The 23430-nt window shown below is 68.4% G+C and carries 17 protein-coding genes; 6 read left to right on the top strand and 11 right to left on the bottom strand.

All coding sequences use genetic code 11. The features are described from left to right. Positions 1-47 precede the first annotated feature (47 nt). On the top strand, positions 48-1724 hold the full coding sequence (locus tag ASD47_RS23490) for an MFS transporter (RefSeq protein ID WP_056762012.1): 1677 nt from the start codon (positions 48-50) through the stop codon (positions 1722-1724). A 13-nt stretch (positions 1725-1737) separates the two neighbouring features. Here ASD47_RS23490 and ASD47_RS23485 read toward each other — a convergent pair whose 3' ends face one another. Further along, the gene (locus ASD47_RS23485; protein ID WP_230983898.1) at positions 1738-2244 is read right to left on the bottom strand and encodes a hypothetical protein; all 507 of its coding nucleotides are present in this window, start codon (positions 2242-2244) and stop codon (positions 1738-1740) included. A 337-nt stretch (positions 2245-2581) separates the two neighbouring features. On the opposite strand from ASD47_RS23485, the gene ASD47_RS23480 reads away from it, so the two are divergent. The 3 genes from ASD47_RS23480 (at position 2582) to ASD47_RS27170 (ending at position 5110) form a co-directional block, all read left to right on the top strand. Continuing rightward, a complete protein-coding gene (locus tag ASD47_RS23480; protein WP_056762008.1) occupies positions 2582-3718 on the top strand; it encodes a helix-turn-helix domain-containing protein in 1137 nt (378 codons plus the stop codon). 142 nt (positions 3719-3860) lie between these two features. Further along, a complete protein-coding gene (locus tag ASD47_RS23475) occupies positions 3861-4946 on the top strand; it encodes a hypothetical protein (protein WP_056762005.1) in 1086 nt (361 codons plus the stop codon). Between the two features lie 14 nt (positions 4947-4960). Further along, positions 4961-5110 (top strand): hypothetical protein, encoded by a 150-nt coding sequence (locus tag ASD47_RS27170; RefSeq protein ID WP_163229564.1) that lies wholly within the window; start codon positions 4961-4963, stop codon positions 5108-5110. A gap of 40 nt (positions 5111-5150) precedes the next feature. On the opposite strand, the gene ASD47_RS23470 is transcribed toward ASD47_RS27170, so the two are convergent. From ASD47_RS23470 to ASD47_RS23440, 7 genes are all read right to left on the bottom strand, one after another. Next, positions 5151-6536, bottom strand: a complete 1386-nt coding sequence (locus ASD47_RS23470) for a hypothetical protein (RefSeq protein ID WP_056762002.1) — start codon at positions 6534-6536, stop codon at positions 5151-5153. Next, a complete protein-coding gene (gene wecB, locus ASD47_RS23465; protein WP_235526161.1) occupies positions 6533-7624 on the bottom strand; it encodes a non-hydrolyzing UDP-N-acetylglucosamine 2-epimerase in 1092 nt (363 codons plus the stop codon). Before wecB ends, ASD47_RS23470 begins: the two co-directional genes overlap by 4 nt. Beyond that, positions 7621-8541 carry an NAD(P)-dependent oxidoreductase gene (locus tag ASD47_RS23460; protein WP_056762000.1) on the bottom strand — a complete coding sequence of 307 codons (921 nt, stop codon included), beginning with the start codon at positions 8539-8541 and terminating at the stop codon, positions 7621-7623. Before ASD47_RS23460 ends, wecB begins: the two co-directional genes overlap by 4 nt. Further along, entirely contained in the window at positions 8538-9191 is a 654-nt protein-coding gene (locus tag ASD47_RS23455; RefSeq protein ID WP_056761999.1) for an acyltransferase, read from the bottom strand. Before ASD47_RS23455 ends, ASD47_RS23460 begins: the two co-directional genes overlap by 4 nt. Position 9192: 1 nt before the next feature. Beyond that, positions 9193-10551, bottom strand: a complete 1359-nt coding sequence (locus tag ASD47_RS23450) for a nucleotide sugar dehydrogenase (protein ID WP_056761998.1) — start codon at positions 10549-10551, stop codon at positions 9193-9195. Positions 10552-10769: 218 nt separating this feature from the next. Beyond that, positions 10770-11771, bottom strand: a complete 1002-nt coding sequence (locus tag ASD47_RS23445; protein WP_235526153.1) for a Gfo/Idh/MocA family protein — start codon at positions 11769-11771, stop codon at positions 10770-10772. Continuing rightward, positions 11768-12241 carry an N-acetyltransferase gene (locus ASD47_RS23440; RefSeq protein WP_230983901.1) on the bottom strand — a complete coding sequence of 158 codons (474 nt, stop codon included), beginning with the start codon at positions 12239-12241 and terminating at the stop codon, positions 11768-11770. The genes ASD47_RS23445 and ASD47_RS23440 overlap by 4 nt, the downstream gene beginning before the upstream one ends. Before the next feature lie 140 nt (positions 12242-12381). Here ASD47_RS23440 and ASD47_RS23435 point away from each other — a divergent pair, with 140 nt between their 5' ends. Then, a complete protein-coding gene (locus ASD47_RS23435) occupies positions 12382-12687 on the top strand; it encodes a hypothetical protein (protein WP_056761992.1) in 306 nt (101 codons plus the stop codon). A gap of 25 nt (positions 12688-12712) precedes the next feature. Here the strand turns inward: ASD47_RS23435 and ASD47_RS23430 are convergent, their stop codons facing one another. From ASD47_RS23430 to ASD47_RS23420, 3 genes are read right to left on the bottom strand one after another with little or no spacing between them, the layout of a single operon-like run. Next, a complete protein-coding gene (locus ASD47_RS23430; RefSeq protein ID WP_056761990.1) occupies positions 12713-13258 on the bottom strand; it encodes a phage tail protein in 546 nt (181 codons plus the stop codon). Positions 13259-13288: 30 nt separating this feature from the next. Then, positions 13289-13840 carry a phage tail protein gene (locus ASD47_RS23425; protein WP_056761988.1) on the bottom strand — a complete coding sequence of 184 codons (552 nt, stop codon included), beginning with the start codon at positions 13838-13840 and terminating at the stop codon, positions 13289-13291. 36 nt (positions 13841-13876) lie between these two features. Beyond that, positions 13877-14416, bottom strand: a complete 540-nt coding sequence (locus tag ASD47_RS23420) for a phage tail protein (protein ID WP_056761987.1) — start codon at positions 14414-14416, stop codon at positions 13877-13879. A 433-nt stretch (positions 14417-14849) separates the two neighbouring features. Here ASD47_RS23420 and ASD47_RS23415 point away from each other — a divergent pair, with 433 nt between their 5' ends. Beyond that, a complete protein-coding gene (locus ASD47_RS23415) occupies positions 14850-23423 on the top strand; it encodes a M10 family metallopeptidase C-terminal domain-containing protein (RefSeq protein WP_056761985.1) in 8574 nt (2857 codons plus the stop codon). The last annotated feature ends 7 nt before the right edge of the window (positions 23424-23430 follow it).

Raw genomic sequence — 23430 nt, 5'->3', positions numbered from 1 at the left:
GCGGTAACAGTGTTTGATCGCCGGCCGCGGCGACGGGGGAAATGCGAATGGGAAGCGACGCCGCGCAAACGGTGAAGGGCGCCAAGGGCGGTCGCGCCGTCGGGCGCAAGGACGCCTTGGTCATCGGGGCCGCCTCGGTCGGCACGGTGTTCGAGTGGTACGACTTCTACCTCTACGGCTCGCTGGCCACCTACATCACCAAGCATTTCTTCTCGGGCGTCAACGAGACCACCGGCTATATCTTCGCCCTGCTGGCCTTCGCGGCGGGCTTCGCGGTCCGACCGTTCGGGGCCCTGGTGTTCGGCCGGCTGGGCGACCTGTGGGGCCGCAAGAACACCTTCCTGATCACCATGCTGCTGATGGGTCTGTCGACCTTCACGGTCGGCCTGCTGCCCAGCTACGCCGCCATCGGCATCGCCGCGCCCATCGCCTTGGTGATCATGCGCCTGGTCCAGGGCCTGGCCCTGGGCGGCGAGTACGGCGGCGCCGCCACCTATGTGGCCGAGCACGCCCCGCCGGGACGGCGCGGCTTCTACACCAGCTTCATCCAGGTGACGGCGACGTTCGGCCTGTTCCTCAGCCTGGTGGTGATCCTGCTGACCCGCAAAGCGACCGGCGCGGACGCCTTCGAGGCCTTCGGCTGGCGCATTCCCTTCCTGATCTCGGTGCTGCTGCTGGGCGTGTCGCTGTGGATCCGCCTGCAACTGTCCGAAAGCCCATCGTTCCAGAAGATGGTCGACGAGGGCAAGGGCAGCAAGAAGCCCCTGGCCGACTCGTTCGCCAACTGGGGCAATCTGAAGATCGTGCTGCTGGCGCTGGTGGGGCTGACCGCCGGCCAAGCGGTGGTCTGGTACACCGGCCAGTTCTACGCCCTGTTCTTCCTGGAGAAGATGCTCAAGGTCGACGGCGGCACGACCAACCTGCTGGTGGCTGTCGCTCTGCTGATCGGCACGCCGTTCTTCGTGATCTTCGGCTGGCTGTCGGACAAGATCGGCCGCAAGCCGATCATCATGCTGGGCTGCATCCTCGCGGCTCTGACCTATTTCCCGCTGTTCAAGACCCTGACGACGGCCGCCAATCCGCAACTGGCCGCCGCCGTGGCCTCGGCCCCGGTCACCGTCGTGGCCGACCCGGCCGACTGCTCGTTCCAGTTCGACCCGGTGGGCAAGACGGTGTTCAACCGCTCGTGCGACCTGGCCAAGTCGTACCTCGCCAAGGCCGGCGTCACCTATAGCAACCAGGCGGCCCCGGCCGGCTCGGTCGCCCAGGTGAAGATCGGCCAGGCGACCATCGCCTCGTTCCCGGGCCAGGCCCTGGACAAGGCGACCTTCAAGGCCCGCAAAACGGCCTGGGAAAAGGAGCTCGGCGCGGCCCTGAAGACCGCCGGCTATCCGGCCAAGGCCGACGACGCCCTGATCAACAAGCCGCTGGTGGTGGCGGTGCTGGCGATCCTGGTGCTGTACGTGACCATGGTCTACGGCCCGATCGCCGCCATGCTGGTCGAGCTGTTCCCCACCAACATCCGCTACACCTCGATGAGCCTGCCCTACCATATCGGCAACGGCTGGTTCGGGGGCTTCCTGCCGACCACGGCCTTCGCCATGGTCGCCGCCACGGGCAACATCTATTACGGCCTGTGGTACCCGATCGTGGTGGCCGCGGTGACCGCGGTGGTGGGCGTTTTGTTCCTGAAGGAAACCAAGGACGTCGACATCGAGGCGTAGCCGGACGGCTTTCTCAGCTCCCCGCCAGCAGCCCGTCGATGTGGGCGCGTTGGGCGGTCTCGCGGCGGGCGTCGAGATAGGCGGCGACCCGCTCGAGCATCTGCTCGGCCTGGTTCAGGCCGCCCAGGGCCCAGTCGATCTCGTTGACCGTCCGGTGGTCGCCCTGCAGCCGCTCGCGGGACGAGGTCAGGGCCTTGGTCGCCACCGCGTGCAGGGCGGTCATGTCCCGGCAGGCCTCCGCGGCCATCCAGCCGACGGCCGCCATCCGCCGGGCGCGGCGCAGCGCCGCCTCGGCGTCGCGCTGCCGGGCCTCGGCCTCGCGCAGGACGGCCTGGGCCCGGCTCAGCTGGCGAGCGCCGCTCTCCGCGATCTGACGCCTTTGCCGCTGTTCCCCGTCGCAGGCGGCCTTCATGTCGCGCAAAGCCTGCGCCAGGCGATCCCGTTCGTTCGCGCCGCCGGGTGTTTCCGCGAGATTCCGTTTTCCGAAGATCGCCATTTCCTTCCAAGTTTGACGAGCCATAGAGTCCTCCGGCGCCCCGCCTGGTCACCATGTTTCTTCGGAAAACTCTCGGATTGCTATGCGGTGAGTGCCAGAATCGCATCTATGCCTGGACATTTTTCGTATTTATGAATAACGGCGAATTAACTATACCTAAGACTTGGTTACCAAGCTGAGCCGTTGGAAAAGTTGTAATTTTCTCTGTTACTTCGATGCTTTCTAGTGGTTTCACCTTACTTACAACACAGATGGGCCGTGGCATCGTTGGAGAGCGAATCGGGTGCGGCGACGGGTGCGGTCGCCTCAAGATCAGGGCGCGGAGGCCATTGATCGTGTCGTCCCGGCCAGGAGAGGTTCGATGGACAACGAAAGCGCGAAAGATCCTCATCTTCGATCTTGGTCGAGCACCGACTGGCGGCAAAACGAGACGGTCACGCCGGTCGACGGCGATCCGTCCGACGACGGGCTGGTCGCGGGAACGCTGGACGAGCGGCGGTCGTTCGGGGCGCGGTCGGCGGCGGTCGTCCTGGGTCAGGTCGTGGCCCGCGAGACCCAGGGCGCGCACGAGGTCTGGGCCCACGCCGCCGGGCGCGACCTGGCGGTCACCCAGCTGACGCCGGAACCCTGCCGCGGTCATCTGCTGCGGGCGACCCTGGGAGACATGGGTTTCGACGCCGGGGCGTTCGATGGCGATCTCCGGGTTCGAGGGATTATCGATCAGAAGGCCTTCAGCCTGGTTTCGGTGATGGAGCAGGAGGGCGTGCTCAACCAGTGGGGTCACCTGGTCGAGGAGGGCGACATCATCGCCATCCCGCCGGGCGGCGAACTGGACGGGCGGTTCCAGGGCCATGTCGCCTACGCCGTCGTCACCGCGCCATGGGACTTGCTGATGCAGCGGGCTGAAGCGTTCGAAGGACTGGCCGAGCCGGGCTTCTGGACCGGACCGGCCATCTATTCGCCGCCCCCGGAGGCCCGCGCCGCCTGCAAGCGCGTGCTGCAGGGCTGCTCCAGCCTGCTGAGGGCCTTGGGCGGCGGCGTTCCGAGCAGCGCCGTGGCCTTCCTGCGTAACGAACTGTTGGACGGCGTACTGACGGCCGTTGCCAAGGTCCAAGTCGGGGGCGGCCGTCGGCAGGGCGTGCTGAACGCCGCTCGCATCGTGCGCGGCGCCGAGGACTTCGTGGAAGGCGGCGGCGCCCGCCAGGCCGTGCAGATCGAAGACATCTGCCTGGCCCTGAACATCTCTCGTCGGACGCTGTACCGCGCCTTTCACGACCTGCTCGGCATCAGTCCCAAGGCCTATCTGCGGCTGAAGGCCATGTCGGCGGCCCGGGCCCGATTGCTGGACGCGGGCGATCGGCCAACGACGGTCACCCAGGTGGCGCTGGACCAGGGTTTCTGGGAGCTGGGCCGGTTTGCCGGCGCCTATCGGGCGATGTTTGGCGAATCGCCCTCCGAGACCCTGCGCACGGCCCAGGGCGACAACCTTAGGCGTTGACAGCCATCACCGACGCCCCGACGCTGAGGTTGAGCGCGCCGGGCGCTCGCGGTCAGGATGGCGTTGATGGCTTCGCGATTGCTCCCTGCGCGTTTGGCGACCGAGAGCCGGCTTCGATCCGGCGTCGCCTAGTCCGTCGGGCATGGGGAGCCGACCAACCGCCCTGGTGCTGTACAACTGGCGCGGCCAGTGGCCGATGCGCCGGTGGGAGCACCAGCGCATCTTCGCATGGAAGAGCTGTTTCCCGGGATCCGTGGCCTTCCTGAACATAGGATTTCCGTTCAATCCGACCTGGATCACCCGGCTGGATCCCGACCTGGTGATGATCGACGCGACGGCCCTGGCTGCGCGATACACCCGCATCGGTCTGGGCGGGCTGCGACGGGCGATGGACGCGACGCCGGGGCGAGCGCGGCGCGTCGCCGCGCCGCTCGACGAATTCCTTGGGCTCCAGGCGCTGCGCGACCTGCTGGTCGAGGCGAGGATCGACCTGCTGCTGACCGCGCTGGAACCGGCGCTGTGGGACGAGGTCTATCCCGTCGACCAAAGGCCCTATGCCCTGCGACGCTTCCTGACCGCTTACATCGACGACCGCCTGATGCGACGGACGTCAAGCGACCTGGCCGAGCGGCCGATCTCCGTCAGCTATCGCGCTTGGGAGACCCCGGCCTGGCTGGGCGAGATGGGCCGGCTCAAGCGCGAGGTCGGGCTGAGGGCCCAGGCCTGGGCCCAGGCGGGCGGGCATCGCGCCGACGTGGCGGTCGACGGCCAGCGCCGGCTGGTGGGAGAGGCCTGGATTCGCCTGCTGGGCGCCAGCCGGGCGGTGGTCGGGGTCGAGGGCGGCTCGTCCCTGGTCGATCCGAAGGGCGACCTGCCGACCAGCGACCCGACGTCGGGGAGATCCGCGGGATGGATGCCGCCGTCCTCGGCCATCGTGCTGGCGCCGGGGGCGGAGATCCGCGCGATGTCGCCACGTCACCTCGAGGCGGTGGCGACCCGGACCTTCCAGGTGCTGGTGGAGGGGGATTACAGCGGCGTGCTCGAGGCGGGCGTTCACTATCAGCCGGTGCGTCGCGACCTGTCGGACATCGATGCGGCCCTGGACCGCAGCCAGGACCCGCAGCGGGCCCAGGCCATGGTCGACCGGGCTTATGAAGAAATCGTGGCCTCGGGCCGCTACAGCTGGCGGGCGGTGGTGGGCGACATCGCCCGTCAGGTGCTGGCGTGAGGCGCGGCTGGGGATTGCCGCTGTTCCTGCGGCTGCGCGACTGGGCCGCGTGGGCGGTGATCATCGTGGAATCGCGCCTGCTCGCCGCGCCGGCCCCAGTGCGGGGCTGGCTGCGCGACATCTCGCGCCTGTTGCGGCTGAAGCGATGGATCAGGATCGATTAAAGCGCTCGCCGACCTGGCGACCGGCGGACTGGCCGCAAGGTCACCGTCGTCGCCGCAAACGGCCCGCCAGATGTCCCAGTCCCAGGCGTCGGCCGGCCGCGCCGGCCAGCCGCCGGATCAGGCGAGGGCGCTGAACGTCGTGGGGGTTGTCGACGAGCCGGAAGGGAAAGGCCCGACGGAACTTGGCGTCGGTGCGGTCGTCGACGGCGGCGCGTGGCCGTCCGACCGCGGCTTCGGTGATCCGGGCGTCGAACAGGTCGATCATCGCCCCATAGCCATAGGCCGGGTTCAGGGCGATTTCGGCATAGGCGTTGGTGATGATCTCGGCGACCCGCTCGGGATCGCGCAGGATCGCGGCGACCTCCGCCATGTTGCCGTGGTCCTTGTCGAGCGGCACATAGTGCCGCCAAGGCTCGAGAACGCCCGAATACCGCCCGGGATAGGCGATGACGAGCGTGCGCAGGGCGATCGCCTCGAACACCCTGGGCGAGATCTGGGCGATGTCGATCTGGTCCTCGCGGCCGGCGAAGAACCGGTCGCGCAGCATCTCGTAGGACGGTTTCTTGGCCAGGGCCGGGATGGGGTGGGGGCGCTCGACCAGGGCGGCGAAGCTCTCGGTGCGGGCGGCCACGTCGCCGTCGAAGTCGAAGACGCTGGCTCCGCTCTCCACCGCCAGCACGGCCTGGCAGTTGCGGATGAACGTCACCCAGTCGCGGCCGTACAACCGGCTGCGTTCCGACCAGGCGATGTCGGTCGAGATGCCGAACCGCGGGGCGTCACGCTTGAACAGCTTGCCGATCTGGATCTTTTCGCGCCCTTGCTCGCCGTGCCAGGCCGGATAGGTCCGGCCGCGATAGCCCACCATGGTCTTTCGGGCCGACAGGGGAAGGGGCGGATAGTGCGTCAGCCAGTGCGGCACGTAGCCGGTCAGCACCTGCTGGGTGCGCAAGCCGCTGACGCCACCATAGACCCGCTCGGCCTCGGTGGGACCCAGGCACGTGAACACCCAGTCCACGCCGCAAGCCTGCAGCGCGTCGAGGGTGGCGTTCACGAAGCGGTATTCGTCCTGGATGAACACCGCCTTGGCGCCGCGGAAGGCGGCCAGGGCGCGGCGCGAGCGCGGCCCGACGAAGGATTCCATCGCCAGGAACAGCGAATAGTGGATCACGACCGCGTCGAAGGCCGACAGTTTCACGCCGTCGAAGATCTCCCCGACCCGCGAGAGCACGCGGACCTCGTGACGCGAATAGCGGACGAAGGCGTTGATGTGGTCGCAGACCGTGGCCGCGTTGGCGGGGTCGTAGTTGCAGGCCACCAGGATGCGCAGCGGCCGCGGCTCGCCCGCCGACGGATCCTTGACCCGCTCGTCCGGTGACGCGTCGTGGCCAGGCAGGGGCGGGTGTGGGCGGCCGTGGGTGTCCTTCATGGGCGGATTCCAGCCGCCGCGGACGGCGCGTCGAGGTGCTCGGCGACAAAATGAGCGATCGTCGCGACGATCCGCTCGGCGGCGTCGCCCGCGCCATAGTCGTCGATCTCACGCCGCGGCCGGTAGTTATCCACGGTCCACAGCCGGTTCCACCCCGCCTCCACCGTCTCGCTCCATTCGGTGTCGTCGCGCAGCGTGACACAGGGCTTGCGATGAAAATAGGCCTCCTTCTGCAGGCCGCCGGAATCGGTGAGCACCAGGGCGCAGCCGGCCAGCAGGCGCTGCATGTCGACCGGGCCCAGCGGCTCGATCACCGTCAGGCCGGCCAGGTCGACCCCGAAGTGGCCGGCCGCCTGGCGGGTGCGCGGATGCAGCGGCAGCACCACGGGCAGGCGGCCGGCGTGTTGGCGCAGATAGCCCACGGCGGCGGCCAGGCCGATGGCGCTATCCGTCGTCGCCGCGCGGTGCAGGGTGGCCACGGCATAGGCGCCCGAAGCCAGGCCCAGCCGACGCAGGACGCCGTCGCCTTGGTCCGGCAGCGCGGCCATGGCCAGGACCGCGTCCTGCATCACGTCGCCCACGTGGAAAACGCCCTCGACCAGCCCCTCGCGCGCCAGATGCCCGACCGCAGCCCGGGTGGGGGCGAACAGCAGCCGGCTCAGGTGGTCGACGACCACGCGGTTGGTCTCTTCCGGCATCGACCGATCAAAGACCCGCAGGCCCGCCTCGACATGGGCCACCGGCACGCCGGCCTTGGCCGCCGCCAGGGCCCCGGCCAGGGTGGAGTTGGTGTCGCCATAGACGATCACCAGGTCGGGGGCGTGGCGGGCGATCACCCCGTCGAGGGCGGCCAGCATCCGTCCGGTCATCTCGCCATGCGAGCCGCCGTGAATCCCCAGGTTCTCGGCCGGTTCGGGCAGGTCCAGCTGGCGAAAGAAGCTGTCCGACAAGGCCGCGTCATGGTGCTGGCCGGTATGGACCATCACTTCGGTCAGGCCCGGCGTGCGGGCGATGGCGCGGCTGACCGGCATGGCCTTGACGAACTGGGGCCGGGCGCCGACGACGGTCAGCAGGGCGCCGGTCGTCACGCCGGCTGCTCCAGCCGCCCCTGGGCCAGGCGGGCCCGCACCCGCGCCACCACCCGGTCCAGGCCCTCGTCCAGCGAGACCTTCGGGCTCACGCCCAGCAGGTCGCGCATGCGGTCCAGGGCGGGCTGCTTGGCGGCCGTCATCCGGGCGGGCAGGTCGCGCAGGGTGATCAGCGAAGGGGCGGCGTCCAGGCGTGTTCGGAGACCCTCGGCCAGGGCCTCGATCGGCGTGATGTCGGGGTGGCCGATATTGATCACCGCGTGCTCGTCGACGCCGGCGGCGGCCTCGATGGCCCGCACGGCGTCGGAGATGTGCAGCCAGCCCCTGGCGCCGCCGCGATGCACCTCGATCGGAAGTCCGCGCGCCAGGTCGTGGGCGAAGCGGATCATCGCCGAGCGGTGGTCGCCGAAGTCCTCGTTCTCGTCATAGATCATGAACGGCCGCAAGGTGACGGCGCGGAGGCCGTGCTGGGCGACCTCGTAGTCGACAAGCTGTTCGCCCAGCAGCTTGGTCAGGCCGTAGCGGTTGTTGGGCCGCGGAACCGTGGCGATTTCGTCCATCGGCCCGTCGGTGGGGCCATAGACCTCGGACGTCGAGAAATAGACCAGCTTGGCGTCGGCGGCCTGGGCCAGCAGGATCACGTTGTTCAGCCCGCCCAGGTTGGTGCTGACGGCCAGGCTGGAGGCCTGCTCGCAGGTCACCCGGCTGACCACGGCGGCCAGGGCGAAGATCACGTCCGGCTTCCAGCGCAGGGTCGGCATCAGGTCGGCCGGCTGGTTGATGTCGACCTGCAGGTAGTCCTTGCGCCAGCCGGGCTTGATGTCGGCGCACAGCACCTCCCAGCCCCCGGCGCGCAGATGGGCCGCCAGCGGCTTGCCGATATTGCCTTCCGATCCGATGACCAGGGCCCGTTTCATCCGACGCTCGCTGCTGGTTCTTCATTGGGGGTGTCGGGCGGGTCCTCGCCGAAGCCCGAGAGATTGATCACCCGTCGCAACGCCCCGGACCGCTCGGCGTAGCGGTCGCCGGTGCGTGGGCAGACCAGGTCCGCGCCCAGCACCTCGCCGGCATGGCTGACCCAGCCGATGCGGCGCGCGGGCACGCCGGCCATCAGCGCCAGGGACGGGACGTCGTGGGTCACGACCGCGCCGGCGGCGATCAGGCACCAGGCGCCCAGATCATGGCCGCAGACGATCGTCGCATTGGCCCCGATCGTCGCGCCGCGCCCCACCCTCGTGGGGCGGAACTCGGCCTTGCGCTCGATCTCGGCGCGTGGCGTGGCCACATTGGTGAACACGCAGCTGGGACCGCAGAACACGCCGTCCTCCAGGACGACGCCGGCATAGAGGCTGACATTGTTCTGCACCTTGCAGCGGTCGCCCACCACCACGCCGGGAGCGATCGCCACGTTCTGGCCGATCACGCAATCCTCGCCGATCCGGGCGCCGGCCGCGACATGGCTGAACCGCCAGACCCGCGTGCCGGCGCCCAGCACCGCGCCGGTCTCGACCTCGGCCGAGGGATGGACCCAGGCGGGCGGGCGGTCCGCGGGAGTCGGGGCCGCCATCTCAGGCCTTCACGATCTTGCCGGCCAGACCGGCATCGACCTGGGCGGCGGCGTTGCGGGTGTCGACCACCAGCGGCGTCTCGCGGACCAGTCGCGCATAGTCGATGGCGTCGTGGTCGGTGACGATGATGGCGCAATCGAAGCCCGCTAGCGTGTCGCTGCCGATGTCGATCGACTGCATCAACGTGCCGCCGACGATCAGTTCCGGGGCCAGCGGGTCGTGATAGCTGACCCGGGCCCCGTGGCTGCGCAGGATCTCGATGATGTCGCGGGCCGGGGTCTCGCGGGTGTCGTCGATGTTGCGCTTGTAGGCTACGCCCACGACCAGGACATGGGCGCCGATCGGCGAGCAACTGCGCGCGGCCAGGGCTTCCAGCGTCTTGTCGACCACGCGCCGGGGCATGGCCCGCGAGATCTCTCCCGCCAATTCGACCATCCGTAGGCTGGCCCCCTCGGCCCTGGCCCGCCAGGCCAGATAGAAGGGGTCCACGGGAATGCAGTGGCCGCCGACGCCGGGGCCGGGGAAGAAGGGCATGTAGCCGAACGGCTTGGTCTGGGCCGCCTGGATCACCTCCCAGACGTCGATGCCCAGGGCTTCGAAGCTGACCTTGAGCTCGTTGGCCAGGGCGATGTTGACGAACCGGAACACGTTCTCGGTCAGCTTCACCGCTTCGGCGGTGCGGGTGTCGCTGACGGGAACCGTGACGGTGATCGCATCATAGAGCGTACAGGCCACGCGGCGTTCGGCCTCGGAGTCGGCGCCGACGATCTTGGGGATCGAGGCGGTGGTGAAGGCCTGGTTGCCGGGATCCTCGCGCTCGGGCGAATAGGCCAGGGCGAAGTCGCGGCCGGCCCGCAGGCCCGAGCGCTCCAGGATCGGCTTGAGCACCTCGACGGTGGCGCCTGGAAAGGTTGTGGACTCCAGGACGACCAGTTGGCCCGGCCGCAACACGGCCGCCAGGGTCTCGGCGGCCTCGACGACGTGGCCGAGGTCCGGCGCGTTGTGCGAGGTGATCGGGGTCGGCACGCAGATCAGCACGGCGTCGGCGCGGGCCAGGACGTTCGGCGTGCTGGTCGCGGCGAAGCCTTGCTCGGCCATCGCCGCCACGCGGGCGTCGGCGAAATGGTTCAGATAGGACGCGCCCCGGGACAGGCTGGCCAGGCGGGTCTCGTCCAGATCAAAGCCGATCACGCGGAAGCCGGCCGAGCAGAAGGCCTCCGACAGCGGAAGGCCGACATAGCCCATGCCGACGACGCCGATCACGGCCTCGCGCTGCAGGATTTTCCGAGTCAGCCCTTGAAAGTTCGACGCCAGATCGTCAGCGCCGTGCAATGGAAACGTCGGGATATGAACGTTCATTGGCCCCTCATAGCCGGGGCGTTCTTATTTGAGATCGACGCGCCCCTCGACATACCGGATCGTACGCGGCGAATGCCTTCACGGGAAGGGTGTTTATCTTGGTATATTGACCTTGGATAGCCTTGTATTTGACTGGCTATTGGCCTTTCCTGGACTGAATACTTGCCGTCAGTTGGGTGATTGAACAAGGTTATGCGGTCCCGCGCGAGATCATCGTGTCAGTTGGATTGGCTCTGGAGTTGATCTGGACCGCGGCTCAACTGCAGTTGAACACTCTCAAGCACCCGCTGTACGCGAATTCCCTCATCGATGCCCGTCAAAGGGGTTTCCCTGGTCTGGCAAGACTGAATGAAGTGGCGAATTTCTCTGGTCAGGGGCGGTTCGGCGACGAGGTCGACGAAGCGCGGTTCGGTTCCGGAGGCCACTGGACCGGCCTCGGTCAAAATCACGGCCTGGTCGCGTCGCATCAGCTTTTCCGGCCAGGGGCGGACGTCGTCGAACACCAGGGCTCCCGTTTCGCCGACCACGACCAGCCTCTGCTCCTTGATCGGGCTCAGCCAACTGGCGGCGATATGGGCGTGGAGGTCGCCGCAGGCGCCAGGGCCACGAAAGCCGAGATCGGCATGCACCTCGTCGGCGACGCCGCGCGTGACGAAGGCCTGGCCGGTCGCCTTGACCCTGGCCGGCTCGGCGCCGGCCAGGGCCAGGACCATCGAGACGTCGTGCGGCGACAGGCTGAGGAACGCGTTCTCGTGCGTGCGAACGCGGCCGAGGCTCAGCCGCGAGGCGGTGATGTAGCGCAGGGCGCCGATCTCGCCGCGCGCCACGATCGCCTCCAGGGCCTGGAACGCTGGGTGGTGACGCAGCAGGTGGCCGACCATGAACACCCGGTCCGAACACGCCACGTCGGCGGCCAGGGCTTCGGCCTCCGCCAGGTCGGAGGCCAGGGGTTTTTCGACGAAGACGTCCTTGCCGTGGCTTAGGGCCAAACGGCAGAGCGCGGCATGGACGGGCGCGGGGGCGGCGATGATCATCGCGTCCAGGCGCCGGTCGTCCAGCGCCTGGGCCAGAGGAAGGGCGGGAACACTCCAGGCGTCGGCCTGGCCTTGGGCGGCCGCGGCGTCGGCGTCGACCACCGCCCCCAGCACGCCCAATTCCGCGCAGGTCCGGATCAGGTTCCGGCCCCAAGCCCCGCAACCGACCACGGCGACCCGGGTCAAGTCGCCGCCACGGGTGTTGAGGCGGACCCGGCCGGCCAAGCCAGGGTCAGGTGCGTCTCGTCCGCCCCTGCCAGGGCGAAGCCCAGCCGGTGATAGAGCCTCTGGGCCGCCAGGTTGTCGCGGGCCACGTGCAGCGTCACCGGCCTTCCGGTCGCGGCGGCCTCATCCATCAGCGCGCGGAGGATCGCCCCGCCGATCCCCTGACCCCGCCGTTCGGGGACCACGGCGATGTCGATCAGGTGCAGGGCGTCGGCGTCCCGCTGCGTGGCGAGCCGTCCGACCGGTTCGGTGTTCATCGTGACGATCTCGAGCCGGGCCTGCGGATAGGCCGCGCGGTAGCCCTGGGTCTGGGCGTGGAACTGCTGCTCCATGAGCTGGGCCAGCATGTCGGCGGGCAGGGGAAGTTGGTCCCATCCCGGACCGCGGGAGGTCCGGAACAGCGCCAGGCGGAAGGCCGCATCGGTTTCCACCTCGGCTCGCAGGGCGAAGCTGGCGGCTCCGCCGGCGTCGTCCGTCCTTGCATCTTCAAAGGGCGATGCGCCAAGGTCTTCCCGTTCAGGTGGCGAGGTCGTCATAATGGCCGCGCTTCGATTCCGATCCGAGGGACTTCATGACCGCCGATTTCGTCGCCCTGACCGCAGACGCCTTTGCTCCGCACGTGGGGACTTCGTTTCGGGTCGAGGGCGGCCGCCACGTGCTGTCGCTGAGCGAGGTCGAGCGGTTCGAGAACCAGCCTGGCCACGGCGACCCGGCCTTCCGGCCCTTCACGCTGATCTTTAGCGGTCCTCCCGGCGACGTCCTGGCCGAGGGGATGCATACGATCATCCGCGAAGACGGGACCGCCTACGATCTCTATCTGATCCCGGTCCACACCCCCGCGCCGGGGCGACAGGACTACCAGGCGGTGTTCAACTGAAGCCACGCTGCGAAGGACCCGAAAGCTAGTTCCGCGAGGGGAAGATTCCCTGCAGGGCGATGCAGATGTTCAGCACCAGGAACGGCTGGCGGTTCTCGTGCGGTTGGCTGCCGCCGGCGACGCCCAGCGCCTGAGGGGCCATGGGCGCCACAGGGGTCAGGGTGGTGCTGTACATGTTGAACGCGATGTTCGAGCCCGAACTGGGCTTGCCGTAGGTCTGCCCGAAGCTGTTGCCCGCGACCGCCGTAGCCGCGTTTGTGTCTCCGGCATGGGTGGCGTCGGCCTTCAGGAAGTGCAGATGCTGCGGCATTTCGGTCTGGATCAGGGTGTGGCTGTACTCGCCGACGATCGCGCCCTGGGGATAGCCTGAGCCCGTGTGGGCGGGGACCATCGTCCGCAGGTCCGGCAGGGCGAAGTTGGTCACGCCATTGCCGCCGTAGGTGGTGCCCAGCAGCGAGAACAGGGCCTGGTTCTGCTGGATGGACAGCAGCTGGCCGTTGCACTGGGCCCAGTATTTCGGAGCGAAGTTGAAGGACATGATCCGCAACTCGCCCATGTATGGCGTACCCATGAGTCTTGCTCCTCGTATCGGTCGCGGGGGTTAGTTGCGAGCGGGGAAAACGCCCTGCAGGGCGATGCAGTAGTTCAGGACCAGCGTCGGCATCATGTTGTTGTGCGGCTGCGAGCCGCCGGTCGGGCCGATGCTCTGGGCCGGCAGTTGCACGGCCGGCGGCGTCGGGCTGTAGAACAGGCCCCGGGTGGCCGACTGGAAGGTGCCGTAGAAGGCCTGGGCGGGCTGGTTGTTGGCCGCGGCGGTGACGGTGCCGACCGTCGTGGTCACCATCGGCGAGTGCGTGTGCATCGCCATCTCGGTCTCGACCAGCGTCACGTTCGGCGAGCCGCCGGTCTGGCCCAGGTCGTAGACCGACAGACCAGGGCCGGGCTGGTTGCGTCCGATGTGGATTGGAATGTTGCCCATCAGATTGGGCAGGGCGAAGTTGGTGGTGCCGTTGCCGCCATAGGTGGTGCCCAGCAGCGAGAACAGCGCGGTGTTCTGCTGGATCGGCAGGAGCTGGCCATTGCACTGCGCCCAGCCCTTCGGAGCGAAGTTGAAGCCGAAAATGCGGATCTCCGCGACGAATTGATCACTCATCTCTTTGAGTCTCCAAAAGATCTTCGGGCGGACGCATCAGCTCGGGGACGGGTAGACGCCATAGAGCGAGATGATGAAATTGATGCCCAGATAGGGCTGCATGTTCTCGTGCGGCTGGTTGCCGCCGCTGGGCGTGGTCGACGCGGCGGATAGCGCGACCTGCGGATTGGCGGCGTCGTAAGGCTGGTAGCCGAACAGGACGGTGCCGCCCGGTCCCTGGCTGGAGATCATGGTCTGGGTGGTGGGCGTGCTCGCCGCGCCGGGCGTCGAGGCCGCGTAGAAGGGGTGGGTGTGCTGCGGCAACTGCTGGGGCGCGAGGGTGACGGTCTCCACGCCGGTCATCTGTCCGATGATGTAGGTCTGGCCGTTCTTCGAGCCCTGGTGGCTGGGAACCCGGCCTCTCAGGTCGGGCATGCCGAACGTCGACTGCCCGTCGCCGCCATAGGTGGTGCCGATCAGATTGAACAGCGTGTCGTTCTCGGAGATCGACATCAGCTGTCCGTCGCACATCGCCCAACCGAGCGGAGGGAAGTTGCCTCCGAACATGCGGATCTCACCAACATAAGGCTCGGCCATGGCTGCTTCCCTCGCTCCCAAAGGTCTTTTCAAAGCGCAAGTTTCTGTCGCGCGACAAGGTAACTAAACCTTAAGTCGTGGTCATCTCTTAACCTTGATTAAGAACGGCCGCCCCCACCTCGCGATTGTCCTTGTCGTAACTCACTATCCTGGGCTGCACAATAGATAGTAGAACATCGTTCGACGATCCGCGTATGTCTACTTGTGCGCCTCTGGACTCCTCGTTAAGGTTGCGTACACGCTTCGACTAAAGCGAGGGGGGAGTCAAATGCGCAAGACATGCGCTCGCATGCGCGACTTTCCGTCTTCGCGTCATCCGCCGGCCTGTCTGGCCAGCATCCAAACATCATCGATTTCGTGCGGGGCGCGCGCCCCGAGGGCGTCCCGCTCGCGTCAGCCGACGCGCGGTTTCGCCAAGGCAAAGGACTGATCCATGCCGTTCTCTGGCCAACTGTGGTATATCACCGAAGGCGGCGACGCCAACACGCGCCTCGTCCGCATCAATGACGACGGCACCGGCAGCACCGTCGTCATCGACAACGGCGGAGCCGGCACGGGCGACGACAAGCTGCCCAGCTCGTTCACCGCCGACATCGGGCTGGACACAGCGGCGGGCTTCTATTTCGCCATAGCCAGCAGTCCGCTCGACAACACCGCCTATCTGGTGCGCGGCTCGATCGGCAGTTCGGCGGCCCCGGCCATCGCGGTCGATTTTCCCGACAGCATCCTAGTCAACACGATCGAAGTCGATCCATTCACCCACAAGATCTACGTCGGCTACCAGGACGGCTCCGGCACGCCGAACGGAAACATCACCGGCATCAAGGTCTACAACTACGATCCCCTGACGGGCGTGGTGACCGACGAGGGCTATCTGACCACGGCCGTCACGGACAACCGCCCCAACGAGAGCGGCTTCTTCGTGCTCGATCCGCAGGACTTCGCGATCGACCATTCGATCGTCCCCGGCGGCCGGCTGTTCTACACCGAACGCGTCGACGGCCTGGCGGTCGGCATCTATCGTCTCGACCTGTCAGCGCCGAACGTCGCCACCGAACTGGTCGCCGACGCCCAGTTCCCGTTCGACATGAGCAACGGCCAGATCATCGATGTCGAGGTCGATGAGAGCACCGACCTGGTCTATTTCACGACCCGTTCGCAGTACCCGTCTCCCGACGTCGGCTACGACGCCAATGACAATGCGATCTGGTATATCAGCTCAAGCGCCTCGAGCGGCACGGCCACCAAGGTGACGCTGGTCGGCCTGCCTGGCGGCAGCGCGTATTACGGCGGCGACATGACGTTCGATCAGTCGACGCGTCAGATCTACGTCGAGAGCGAGGAGACCTCCGGCAGCGACAGCGACGACGTGATCTACGTCTTCCAGCTGAACGGCGCCGGCACGCAGGCCACCCTGATCCGCACGATCGCGGCCAATCTCACGGTCTCCGGCGCTAATATCGAGGGGATGACCTTCGCGGACCTGCCCGTGCTGGGCGTCAGCGGCACGGCCACGGCCATGAACGAGCAGCAGGCGGCCGCGACCACCCTGCTGACCGGCGCGCCGACCATCACCGACACCGACGGCGACCACCTGGCCAGCGCCACGGTGCAGATCACCGGCGGCACGTTCTCGTCCAACGAGTCCAGCACCGCCGACGACCATCTGGGCTACGGCGCCAGCAAGCAGGTCGCCGGCCTGATCTCGGGCACCAACATCACGGTCGCCTGGAACGCCGCGACCGAGACCCTCAGCCTGACCGGCTACGACACCATCGCCAACTACCAGGCGGTGCTGGCGGCCATCACCTACTGGACCACGGGCGACAACCCGACGAACTATGGCGCCAACACCAGCCGCACCGTCACCTGGACGGTCAGCGACGGGACGCCCGGCGTGCTGGCCGGGTCGGTCAACAGTGGCACGACGACGATCAACATCGCGGCGGTCAACGACGCGCCGGTCAATGGCACGGTCTCCAGCGCCACGGGCAACGAAGCGACCAACATCGCCGTCACCGGCCTGCAGGTCAGCGACGTCGACGCCAATCCCGCGTCGGCGATCGTCACGGTCACCCTCAGCGTGACCAAGGGCGTGCTGACGTTGCGGACGGACGTCGCGAGCGGCCTGGTGTCCGGCGACATCGTCGGCAATGGCGCGGGTTCGGTGACCGTCACCGCTACGATCAACAAGATCAACACCACCCTGGCGGCGAGCAACGGCCTGGTGTTCCTGGGCAATGTCGGCATCAGCGGCACGGACACCCTGACGGTGGTGACCAGCGACGGCGGGGCCACGGGCTCGGGCGGCGTGCTGAGCGACACCGACGGCTACACCATCACCATCATCGGCGTGAACGACGCCCCCGTCGTGGCCGGCGACGGGACCGAAGCCCTCGCCGCGACCAACGAAGAGGTCGCCAACGCGGCCCTGACCAATACGGTCTCGAGCCTGTTCAGCGGCCAGTACAGCGACGCCGACAGCGACGCCTTCGCCGGCGTGGCCGTGACCGCCAACGGCTCCACCGCCGGCACGGGCCAATGGCAGTACTATAACGGCTCGACCTGGGTGAACATCGGCGCGGCCTTGACGGCGGCGGCGGTGACGATCGCCGCCAGCGCGCCGATCCGCTTCCTGCCCGCCACCGACTTCAACGGCCCGGCCCCGACCTTGACGGTCAAGCTGGTCGACGCCTCGGGCGGCGCCCTGACCAACGGCGCCGTCGTCAACACCACCACCAGCGGCGGCTCGACGCCCTACAGCACCGGCACGGTGGTGCTGAGCCACGCGGTCACCGCAGTCAACGACGCGCCCACCGTCACCGGCGGCTCGGCCGTCAGCCTGACCTCGATCGGCGAGGATTCCGCGCCCGGCGCCGGCCAGACGGTCTCATCGCTGTTCGCCAGCCACTTCTCCGACGCCAAGGACCAGGTGTCCGGCGGCTCGTCGGCCGACGCCTTCACCGGCGTGGCCGTGACCGCCAACGCCGCGACCGCGGCCCAGGGCGTCTACCAGTATTTCGACGGCGTGACTTGGCAGGATCTGCCCGCCGTTTCGACCGCCGCCGCCTTCGTGCTGGACGCCAGCACCCTGGTGCGCTTCGTGGCGGCGGCCGACTATTCGGGCACGGCCCCGGCCTTGACCGTCTCGATGATCGAGGACTCCTCGGGCGCGGTGACCACCGGCCAGACGGCGGACCTGACGACGACCGGCGGCTCGACGCCGTACAGCGCGTCACTGACGCTGAACATCGTGGTCACCGCGACCAACGACGCGCCGGTCGCCACCGGCTCGGCCACCATGACGGCGGTCAATGAAGACACCGCCGCCCCGTCGGGCCAGACCGTCTCGACCCTGTTCGGCTCGCATTTCAGCGATCCCGACGGCGACGCCCTGGCCGGGGTGGCCATCACCGCAAACGCCGCCACGAGCCAAGGCGTCTGGCAGTACTTCAACGGCGCCTGGACCACGATCGGCTCGCCCAGCGAGTCCACAGCCCTGGTCCTGGCGGCGGGCACGCTGCTGCGCTTCCTGCCGGCCGCGAATTTCAACGGCGCGGTTCCGGCCCTCACCGTCTACCTGATCGACAATTCCGGCGGAGCGGTGACCACGGGCGCGCTGCTGGACGTCAGCGTCAACGGCGGCCAGACCCGGTTCAGCGACGCCAGCATCGACCTGACGACCAGCGTCACGGCGGTGAACGACACGCCCGTCGTGCCGGCCAGCGCCACCACGGTGGGCGCCACCGAACAGACGGCGGCGACCCTGCTGGGTTCGCTGACGGTCTCCGACGTCGACCTGGGCGCGCGCAATGGCGGCAACGGCGACTATGCGGGGGCCAGCTTCGCGGTCCAGCGCGCCTCGGCCAACGCGGCCGACACTTTCGCCTTCGCCTCGGGCGGGCTGTTCACGGTCAGCGGCGCCAACCTGCAGGTCGGCGGCCTGACCTTCGCCACCTTCACCAGCGTCGGCGGCGTGCTGACGATCAGCTTCACCAGTTCGGCCGCCACGGCGACGACCGCGCTGGTCAATGATGTCCTCAACCACATCAGCTACACCAACACCAGCGATGCGCCGCCCGCCTCGGTGACGCTGAACTACACGCTGGACGACGGCGCGCCCGGCGGGGGCCAGGGCGCCGGCGGAAGCGCGTCGGCCGGCGGCTCGGTGCTGGTCAACATCACCGCCGTCAACGACGCCCACACCGGCGGCGCCAGCGTCACCGGCACGGCGGCCGAGGACCAGGTCTTGACCGCGGTCTCGACCGTGGCCGACCCCGACGGCATCGGCACGCTGCACTATCAGTGGCAACACGACGTCGGCGGCGGCTACGTCAATGTCGGCGCGGACCAGGCGACCTACACCCTGGGCGACGGCGACATCGGCGGCGTGGTCCGCGTGGTGATCTATTATACCGACGCCGGCGGCACGGTGGAATCTGCGACCAGCGCGGCGACGGCGGCGATCTCCGCCACCAACGACGCCCCCACCGGCGGGGCCTCGATCACCGGCACGCCGACCGAGAACCAGGTGCTGACGGCCGACACCTCGACCCTGGCCGATTCCGACGGCCTGGGAACGCTGCACTACCAGTGGCAGCACAACGTCGGCTCCGGCTTCGTCAATATCATCGGCGCGGCCGACCAGGCGACCTACACGCTGGGCGACGGCGACGTCGGCGGCACGGTCCGCGTGGTGGTCAGCTACACCGACGGCCAGGGCTTCGCCAACAGCGTGACCAGCTCGGCCAGCGCCGCCATCGCGGCGGTCAATGACCCGCACACCGGCGGCGCCTCGGTGACCGGCACACCGACCGAGGACCAGGTCCTGACCGCGGTCTCGACCCTGGCCGACGTCGACGGCCTGGGCACGCTGCACTACCAGTGGCAGCACGACGTCGGCTCCGGCTTCGTCAATGTCGGAACCGACCAGTCGACCTACACCCTGGGCGACGCCGATGTCGGCGGCGTGGTCCGTGTGGTGATCAGCTACACCGACAACCAGGGCTTCGCCGAGTCGGCGACCAGCGCCTCCACCGCGTCGATCGCCAACGTCAACGACGCCCCGACGGGCGCGGTGGCGGTGACCGGCACGACCACCGAGAACCAGGTGCTGACGGCCGACACCTCGACCCTGGCCGACATCGACGGCCTGGGCACGCTGCACTACCAGTGGCAGCGCAATGTCGGGTCGGGCTTCACCAACATCGTCGGCGCGGCCGACCAGGCGACCTATACCCTGGGCGACGGCGACGTCGGCGGCACGGTCCGCGTGGTGGTCAGCTACACCGATGGTCAGGGCACGGCCGAGGCCGTAACCTCGTCGGCCAGCGCCGCGATCGCCGGGGTCAACGATCCGCACACCGGCGGCGCGTCGATCAGCGGTACGCCGACCGAGGACCAGGTCCTGACCGCGGTCTCGACCCTGGCCGACGTCGACGGCCTGGGCACGCTGCACTACCAGTGGCAGCACAACGTAGGCTCCGGCTTCGTCAATGTCGGAACCGACCAGTCGACCTATACCCTGACCGACGCCGACGTCGGCGGCCTGGTCCGGGTGGTGGTCAGCTACACCGACAACCAGGGCTTCGCCGAGTCGGCGACCAGCGCCTCCACCGCGTCGATCGCCAACGTCAACGACGCCCCGACCGGCGCGGTGGCGATCACCGGCGCGCCCACCGAGAACCAGGTGCTGACCGCCAACACCTCGGCCCTGGCCGACGTCGACGGCCTGGGCACGCTGCACTACCAGTGGCAACGCAACACGGGCAGCGGCTTCGTCAATGTCGGTTCGGACCAGGCGACCTACACCCTGGGCGACGCCGACGTCGGCGGCGTGGTCCGCGTGGTGGTCAGCTATGTCGACGGCCAGGGCACGGCCGAGGCCGTAACCTCGTCGGCCAGCGCCTCGATCAGCGGCGTCAACGATCCTCATACGGGCGGCGCGTCGGTTACCGGCGCGCCGACCGAGAACCAGGTCCTGACCGCGGTCTCGACCCTGGCCGACGTCGACGGCCTGGGGACGCTGCACTACCAGTGGCAGCGCAACGTCGGCTCGGGCTTCACCAATATCGTCGGCGCCGCGGACCAGGCGACCTACACCCTTGGCGACGCGGATGTCGGCGGCGTGGTCCGAGTGGTGATCAGCTACACCGACGGCCAGGGCTTCGCCGAGTCGGCGACCAGCGCCTCGACCGCGGCGATCGCCAACGTCAACGACCCGCACACCGGCGGCGTCGCCGTCACCGGGACGACGAACGAAAACCAGGTCCTGACGGCCGACACCTCGACCCTGGCCGACGCGGACGGGCTGGGAACGCTGCACTACCAGTGGCAACGCGACAGCGGCTCGGGCTTCGTCAATGTCGGATCCGACCAGGCGACCTATACGCTGGCCGCCGCCGACGTCGGCGGCGTGATCCGGGTGGTGACCTCCTATGTCGACGCCCAGGGCACGGCCGAGGCCGCGACCAGCGCCGCCACGGCGACGATCCTGCCCGCCAACGGTCCCCATACCGGCGGGGTCGGCGTCACCGGCGCGGCCACGGAGGACCAGGTCCTGACCGCCGACACCTCCAGCCTGGCCGACCCCGGCGGACTGGGCGCGTTCCACTATCAATGGCAGCGCAGCACGGTTTCGTCGGGCTATGTCAATGTCGGGACCGACCAGGCGACCTACACCCTGGGCGACGCCGACGTCGGCGCGCAGATCCGTGTGGTCGTCAGCTACACCGACGGCCAGGGCGTGTTCGAAAGCGAGACCAGCGGCCCGACCTCGGCCGTGGCCAATATCAACGACGCGCCGACCGGGACGGTGACGATCGCCGGCGCGGCCACCGAGGACCAGGTGCTGACGGCCTCGTCCACCCTGGCGGATGCGGACGGCCTGGGCGCGCTGCATTATCAATGGCAGCGCGACACGGGTTCGGGCTACGTCAATGTCGGGACCGACCAGGCGACCTACGCGCTGGGCGACGCCGACGTCGGCGGAACGGTCCGCGTGGTGGTCAGCTATACCGACGGCCACGGCGCGGGGGAAAGCAAGACCAGCGCCGCCACCGCGGCCGTCGCCAATGTCAACGATGCGCCCACCGCCAGCAACGACGCCGGTGCGGTGGCCCAACGTCTGACGCTGACGGGTTCGGTCCGCACCAACGACGCCGATGTCGACAACGCCGCCACGACCTTGACGGTGACCAATGTCGCCTACAACGCCACCCATGTGGACCAGGCCGTGGTCTCGGGCGGCACGGTGGTGAACGGCGCCTATGGCAAGCTGACGATCAATCCGGACGGCTCCTACAGCTACGTGGCCGACCATGAGGGACTCGTCGTCGGCCAGGTGGTGACCGATACGTTCGACTATACGATCAAGGACCCCTCGGGGGCGTCGGCGACGGCTCAACTGACGGTGACCGTCACCGGCTCGGCCACTGGCGACGCCAACGCCAACATCCTGATCAGCGACGGGTCGGCCCATACCCTGACCGGCAAGGGCGGCGCCGACACCCTGACGGGCGGCGGCGGCGCGGACGTCTTCGCCTATGAAGCCATCGGCGACAGCACGGTCGGGGCCTTCGACACGATCACCGACTTTGCCCATGGTTCGGACACCCTGTGGCTGACGCCGCTGATCACCGGCACGACCAAGCTGACCCTGGGCACGGACGGCGTCGACAAGATCCTGTCGATCGACCTCGACGGGGACGGCGTCGCCGAGGGACAGATCAAGTCGCTGGGCCAGGGGCTGGAGGTGACCGACATCGTCACCGGCGTGGCCAATTTCGGCTTCACGATCACCGGCTCGTCCGGCGGCGACACCCTGACGGGCGGTTCGGGAGCCGACATCATCAGTGGCGCGGACGGCGCGGACTCGATCCGCGGCGGCGGCGGCGGCGACACCCTTGCCGGCGGGGCGGGGGTCGACACCTTCCTGTACGGCGCCGGGGACTCGTCCGTCCTGCAGTGGGACACGATCACCGACTTCGCCACCGGCCAGGACAAGCTGGACATCTCGGCGGTCGACGCGGGCACGGTGGCGATCGCCCACTTCGGCTCCAGCACCTTCGTCTATTTCGGCTCGGGGGGCAGCGCGGGCGTCGTCCAGATCAATGGCGACCTCAAGACGTCCGACCTGATCGTCAGCGGGGCGGTCCATGGCTACACGCTGTACGCCGGCAACGGCGTCGAGACTCTGACGGGCACGGCGGGGGCCGACGTCCTGGTCGGCGGTTCGGGAACCACCACCCTGAACGGCGGCGGCGGGGCCGACATCCTCTATGGCGGGTCCGGGACCGACACCTTCCAGTACACGGCGATATCGCAGTCCAACTTCGCCGCCTATGACGTGATCTTCGGGTTCAATTCCGGGCAAGACAAGATCGACATCTCGGCGATCGATGGCGGCAAGATCACCATCGGGCGCTATGACGGCACGACCTTCATCTATTCGGCCCCCGACGGCGGTGGAAACAGCCAGGCCGTGGTCGCAGTCTCCGGAACGTCGCTCAAGGCCACCGACCTGGTCACCAGCGGCGGGGCCAGCCAGGCCTTCGTGCTGGTGGGCGACGGCGCCAGTCACAACGTCGCCGACACCCTGGTTGGAGCGGCCGGCAACGACATCCTCTACGGCCTGGACGGGAATGATATCCTGACCGGGGCCGGCGGAGCCGATTTCATGCTGGGCGGCGCCGGGGCGGACACCTTCGTCTACACCTCGGCCGGCGAAAGCTTGCCCTTCGCCACGGACCTGATCTTCGACTTCAGCTCCGCCCAGGCCGACAAGCTGGACCTGACCGGCATCGACGCCAATTCCGGCACGGGCGCCAATGACGCCTTCGCGGTGGTGACCAGCTTCTCCAACGTGGCGGGTCAACTGATCATCGCCGCGCCGGACAGCTCGGGCTACTACCACGTGTCGGGCGACGTGAACGGCGACGGGGTGGCCGACTTCGTGATCGTCCTGAACGTCACCGGCACGCTCACCTCCGCCGACATCCTGCTGTAGGGGCGGG

Origin of the sequence: Caulobacter sp. Root1472 (genome assembly GCF_001426985.1) — a bacterium.
Classification (GTDB): Bacteria; Pseudomonadota; Alphaproteobacteria; order Caulobacterales; family Caulobacteraceae; genus Caulobacter; species Caulobacter rhizosphaerae.
Note: the sequence above shows the minus strand (reverse complement) of the source record. Positions and strands in the feature narration are given on the sequence as shown.

Coding starts and splice junctions, on each gene's coding strand:
- ASD47_RS23460 (WP_056762000.1), bottom strand. CDS start 8,541: ATGAAACGGGCCCTGGTCATCGGATCGGAAGGCAATATCGGCAAGCCG.
- ASD47_RS23435 (WP_056761992.1), top strand. CDS start 12,382: ATGACCGCCGATTTCGTCGCCCTGACCGCAGACGCCTTTGCTCCGCAC.
- ASD47_RS23425 (WP_056761988.1), bottom strand. CDS start 13,840: ATGAGTGATCAATTCGTCGCGGAGATCCGCATTTTCGGCTTCAACTTC.
- ASD47_RS23430 (WP_056761990.1), bottom strand. CDS start 13,258: ATGGGTACGCCATACATGGGCGAGTTGCGGATCATGTCCTTCAACTTC.
- ASD47_RS23450 (WP_056761998.1), bottom strand. CDS start 10,551: ATGAACGTTCATATCCCGACGTTTCCATTGCACGGCGCTGACGATCTG.
- ASD47_RS23485 (WP_230983898.1), bottom strand. CDS start 2,244: ATGGCTCGTCAAACTTGGAAGGAAATGGCGATCTTCGGAAAACGGAAT.
- ASD47_RS23455 (WP_056761999.1), bottom strand. CDS start 9,191: ATGGCGGCCCCGACTCCCGCGGACCGCCCGCCCGCCTGGGTCCATCCC.
- ASD47_RS23490 (WP_056762012.1), top strand. CDS start 48: ATGGGAAGCGACGCCGCGCAAACGGTGAAGGGCGCCAAGGGCGGTCGC.
- ASD47_RS23415 (WP_056761985.1), top strand. CDS start 14,850: ATGCCGTTCTCTGGCCAACTGTGGTATATCACCGAAGGCGGCGACGCC.
- ASD47_RS23420 (WP_056761987.1), bottom strand. CDS start 14,416: ATGGCCGAGCCTTATGTTGGTGAGATCCGCATGTTCGGAGGCAACTTC.
- ASD47_RS23475 (WP_056762005.1), top strand. CDS start 3,861: ATGGGGAGCCGACCAACCGCCCTGGTGCTGTACAACTGGCGCGGCCAG.
- ASD47_RS23470 (WP_056762002.1), bottom strand. CDS start 6,536: ATGAAGGACACCCACGGCCGCCCACACCCGCCCCTGCCTGGCCACGAC.
- ASD47_RS23480 (WP_056762008.1), top strand. CDS start 2,582: ATGGACAACGAAAGCGCGAAAGATCCTCATCTTCGATCTTGGTCGAGC.